This is a genomic window from Streptomyces sp. CRN 30 (assembly GCF_034105845.1).
In genome coordinates, this window is sequence record NZ_JAVRHI010000144.1 from 1 (window position 1) to 4918 (window position 4918).

The window sequence follows — 4918 nt, forward strand, 5'->3', positions numbered from 1 at the left end:
GTCGTAGTTGTCCGTGAAGTCGACGGTCTCCTCGTCGATGTCGCGGACCATCTCCATCGACAGCGGCGCCATCTTGCACTCGGTGTAGCGCATGGCCGCCGCCGGGTCGTTGCCCGGCGAGCCGAAGTTGCCGTTGGAGTCCACCAGCGGCATCCGCATCGACCACGGCTGCGCCAGGCGGACCAGCGCGTCGTAGATCGAGGAGTCGCCGTGCGGGTGGTAGTTGCCCATGACGTCGCCGACGACGCGGGCACACTTGTAGAAGCCCTTCTCGGGCCGGTACCCGCCGTCGTACATGGCGTACAGGACGCGACGGTGGACGGGCTTGAGGCCGTCCCGTACGTCCGGCAGCGCGCGCGAGACGATGACGGACATCGCGTAGTCGAGGTAGGAGCGCTGCATCTCCGTCTCGAGCCCGACGGGCTCGATGCGGATGGTGGTGTCCCCGGCCTCTTCGGGCGTCACAGGGGTGTTGTCGTCGGCCATTGCCGGTGAAGATCCTTCCTGGTGCGGTCGGCTGGGCAGCCGGTACCGACTCAGATGTCGAGGAAGCGGACGTCCTTGGCGTTGCGCTGGATGAACGCGCGGCGGGCCTCGACGTCCTCACCCATGAGCACCGAGAACAGGTCGTCGGCCTGGGCGGCGTCGTCGAGGGTGACCTGGCCGAGGACGCGGTGGTCGACGTCCATGGTGGTGACGCGCAGTTCCTCGGCGTTCATCTCGCCGAGGCCCTTGAAGCGCTGCACCGAGTCGTCCCTGATGCGCTTGCCGTTCTGCCGGCCCAGTTCGATGAGTGCGTCGCGCTCGCGGTCGGAGTACGCGTACTCGAAGTCGTCCTTGCCCCACTTGATCTTGTAGAGCGGGGGACGCGACAGGAACACGTGTCCGGCCTCGACCAGCGGCCGCATGAAGCGGAACAGGAAGGTCAGCAGCAGGGTGTTGATGTGCTGGCCGTCGACGTCGGCGTCCGCCATCAGGATGATCTTGTGATAGCGGAGCTTCTCGATGTCGAAGTCCTCGTGGACCCCGGTGCCGAAGGCGGAGATCAGCGCCTGGATCTCCTGGTTCTGCAGGATCTTGTCCAGCCGCGCCTTCTCCACGTTGAGGATCTTGCCGCGGATCGGGAGGATCGCCTGGTACTCGGGGTTGCGGCCGGACTTGGCCGAACCGCCGGCGGAGTCGCCCTCGACGATGAAGATCTCGCACTTGGTGGGATCGTTCGACTGGCAGTCGGAGAGCTTGCCCGGCAGGGACGCCGTCTCCAGCAGGCCCTTGCGGCGGGTCAGGTCGCGCGCCTTGCGGGCCGCCACGCGCGCGAAGGCCGCCTGGATGCCCTTGCGGATGATGTCCGCGGCCTCGTTGGGGTTGCGGTCCAGCCAGTCGGTGAGGTGCTCGTAGACCACCCGCTGGACGAAGGTCTTCACCTCCGTGTTGCCCAGCTTGGTCTTGGTCTGGCCCTCGAACTGCGGCTCGCCCAGCTTGACGGAGATGATCGCGGTCAGACCCTCGCGGATGTCGTCACCCGTGAGGTTGTCGTCCTTCTCCCGCAGCAGCTTCTTGTCGCGCGCGTACTTGTTGATCAGCGAGGTCAGCGCGGCGCGGAAACCCTCTTCGTGCGTACCGCCCTCGTGCGTGTGGATGATGTTGGCGAAGGAGTACACGCCCTCGGTGTAGCCGCCGTTCCACTGCATCGCGACCTCGAGGGACAGGTTCTTGTCCTTGTCCTCGGCCTCGAGGGCGATCACGGTGGGGTGCACCACGTCCCCCTTGCGGGAGTTGAGGTACTTCACGAAGTCGACGATGCCGCCCTCGTAGTAGTACGAGACGCTCTTGACCTCGTGCTTCTCGTCCTCGCCCGCCTCGTCCGCCCCGGCCGTGGCCTTCGCCGACTCCCGCGCGTCGGTGAGGCTGATCCGCAGCCCCTTGTTCAGGAACGCCATCTCCTGGAAGCGCCGCGACAGCGTCTCGAAGGAGTACTCCGTGGTCTCGAAGATGTCCGGGTCGGCCCAGAAGGTGACCGTGGTGCCCGTCTCCTCGGTGGCCTCGTGCCGCTCGAGGGGCGCGGTCGGAGCACCCCCCTTGTAGTCCTGCGTCCAGCGGTGGCCGTCCGTCCTGATGTCGACGGAGAGCTTGGTGGAGAGCGCGTTCACCACGGAGACACCGACGCCGTGCAGACCACCGGAGACGGCGTAACCGCCACCACCGAACTTGCCGCCCGCGTGCAGCACGGTGAGCACGACCTCGACGGCCGGCTTCTTCTCGACGGGGTGGATGCCCACCGGGATGCCACGGCCGTTGTCGACGACCCGGACACCGCCGTCGGCGAGGATCGTGACGTCGATGGTGTCCGCGTAACCCGCCAGGGCCTCGTCCACGGAGTTGTCCACGACCTCCTGCACCAGGTGGTGCAGACCGCGCTCACCGGTCGAGCCGATGTACATGCCGGGTCGCTTGCGGACCGCGTCCAGCCCTTCGAGGACGGTGATCGCGCTGGCGTCGTACGAGGACGAGGCAGCGACCTCACCACCCGGGGAGGCGGCCTCGCCGTTGACGCCGGCGTCGGTGGACGGGATGTTCTCGTTGGGGTTGCCGGAATCGGCCACGAAGCGCCCTTTCTGGCACAGCACAAGCCAAGCTCCCGGCAGGTACGCCGGAGCGGCTGCGGCATGGTGCGGTGGAAGCTTTTGTCAGCGTTGCACAGTGTTTCCGAAACGGTCCCCACGAATGGGGCTGGATTAGCTTCCAGTCTACCGGTAGCGCTGACAGTGATGGGGGTTTGCCGGTACCTGAGTCCGCATGTGCCGCCCTGAACCGGTCTCGGCCGACTCCCCATATGCGGAACGGGGCTCCAAGACGCTCACAGCGCCACTCAGCGCTTCGGGCCGTCAACCCTTGGCTACCCCCGGGTCAGGTCGGTGCACACCGCCGGGCACGCCTGCCCAAACGGGCATGAAACGGCGGCCGGACACCCTTCCGGGCACCTCGGCCGCCGTGACGTACACCTCTGTGTGACTCCGCTCACCCCGGGCTCCCCGGGCTCAGCCGTAGGTGTCCCCGGGCCCCGTGCTCCCGGGGGCGCGCAGGGGGCCGAAGCGCCGGGACGGACCGGCGGGGCCGTGCACCTTGATCACCGCGACCGTGCCGTGGCCGAGGTCCTCGTTGAGCCGGGCGACCAGCTGCGGGGCCAGCAGCCGCAGGTTCGTCGCCCACGCCGTGGAGTCACAGCGCACGATCAGCACCCGCTCGTCCTCGTCGTACCGCTCCGGCTCGCAGTGCTTGGCCAGATCCTCACCGACGATCTGCGGCCAGCGCCCCATGACACCGCCGACCGCCGCGGGCGCCTCCCAGCCACGCTCGGTGATCAGCCGGTTGATGGCGGAACCGAGCGCCATCGGATCGCGACCGTCGGCGCGTGCCCCCGAACGCAGCCCGCCCCCACGCCTGGCCTGCCGCTTCTGCTGCGCGGCGTCGCCCCGCGCGCGTGCCGCCTCTTTCGCCGCCCGCAGCGCCACGCGCGCGAGGTCGACCCCGGAGGACTCGGGCACCTTGCGGGCCTCGGGTTCCGGAGCCTCCGGTGCGGGTCCGTCGGCGCTCACGCGCGCTCCACCGTGCCGCCCGACACCACGTACCGGCTCCCGGTCAGTACGTCCGGTACGTCGTCGTCGACCGCGGCGGTCACCAGGACCTGCTCGCCGGGCGCGACGATCTCCGCGAGCCGCTCCCTCCTGAGGGCGTCCAGCTCGGCGAACACGTCGTCGAGGACGAGCACCGGCTCGTTGCCCTCGGCGCGCAGGAGGTCGTACGAGGCGAGGCGCAGCGCCAGGGCGTACGACCAGGACTCGCCGTGGGACGCGTAACCCTTGGCCGGCAGCTGCCCCAGCTTCAGCAGCAGGTCGTCCCGGTGCGGACCCACCAGGGTGACGCCCCGCTCGATCTCCTGCTTGCGGGCCTCGGCGAGGGCGGCCATCAGCTGATCGTGGAGCGCCTCGCGCGTATGGCCGTCACCCGGCGCGGACGGCTTGTACTCGAGGGTGACGGGCCCGCCGCCGGGCGCGAGCTGCTCGTACGCCTTGTCGGTGAGCGGCTGCATGGCGGCCACCAGGTCGAGGCGCTGGGCCAGCAGCTCGGCGCCCACGCGCGCGAGGTGCTGGTCCCACACGTCCAGGGTGGACAGGTCCATGGAGCGGCCGCCGTGGCGACGGGCGAGCGCGGCGCTCTTCAGCAGCGTGTTGCGCTGCTTCAGCACCCGGTCGTAGTCGGAGCGCACACCCGCCATGCGCGGGGAGCGAGCCGTGATCAGCTCGTCGAGGAAGCGCCGCCGCTCCCCGGGGTCACCCTTGACCAAGGCGAGGTCCTCGGGCGCGAACAGCACGGTGCGCACGATGCCGAGGACGTCGCGTGGCTTGACCTGCGACGACCTGTTGATACGGGCGCGGTTGGCCCTGCCCGGGTTCAGCTCCAGCTCGACCAGCTGCTGCCGGTCGCCCTGGCGGACCTGGGCCCGGATCACCGCGCGCTCGGCGCCCATGCGGACCAGGGGCGCGTCCGAGGCGACGCGGTGGCTGCCGAGGGTCGCCAGATAGCCGACCGCCTCGACGAGGTTCGTCTTCCCCTGGCCGTTCGGGCCCACGAACGCGGTGACGCCCGGGCCGAGCGGGACCTCGACCCGGGCGTACGAGCGGAAGTCGGCCAGCGACAGATGCGTGACGTGCATGGTCGTTCGCCGACCTCCCCGAACGGTTGTGGATCCGCGGAGCGGACCTGTGGACTACTTCTTCTCGACCGCGTGGCCGCCGAACTGGTTGCGCAGCGCGGCGATCATCTTCATCTGCGGCGAGTCCTCCTGGCGGGAGGCGAAGCGGGCGAAGAGCGAGGCGGTGATGGCCGGCAGCGGGACGGCGTTGTCGATGGCCGCCTC

General features: G+C 69.4%; 4 protein-coding genes and 1 pseudogene. All 5 read right to left on the reverse strand.

Translation table 11 applies throughout. The annotated features are described in order from the left end of the window. The coding region (locus UW392_RS13855) for a DNA gyrase subunit A (RefSeq protein ID WP_320775263.1) at window positions 1-486 on the reverse strand (486 nt) is incomplete at its 3' end. Window positions 487-536: 50 nt separating this feature from the next. Then, entirely contained in the window at window positions 537-2603 is a 2067-nt protein-coding gene (gene gyrB / locus UW392_RS13860; protein WP_320775264.1) for a DNA topoisomerase (ATP-hydrolyzing) subunit B, read from the reverse strand. 435 nt (window positions 2604-3038) lie between these two features. Further along, on the reverse strand, window positions 3039-3596 hold the full coding sequence (locus UW392_RS13865) for a DUF721 domain-containing protein (protein WP_320775265.1): 558 nt from the start codon (window positions 3594-3596) through the stop codon (window positions 3039-3041). Then, the gene (gene recF / locus UW392_RS13870; RefSeq protein WP_320775266.1) at window positions 3593-4714 is read right to left on the reverse strand and encodes a DNA replication/repair protein RecF; all 1122 of its coding nucleotides are present in this window, start codon (window positions 4712-4714) and stop codon (window positions 3593-3595) included. The genes UW392_RS13865 and recF overlap by 4 nt, the downstream gene beginning before the upstream one ends. 54 nt (window positions 4715-4768) lie before the next feature. Beyond that, window positions 4769-4918 (reverse strand): annotated as a pseudogene (locus tag UW392_RS13875) (6-phosphogluconate dehydrogenase); the annotation flags it as partial.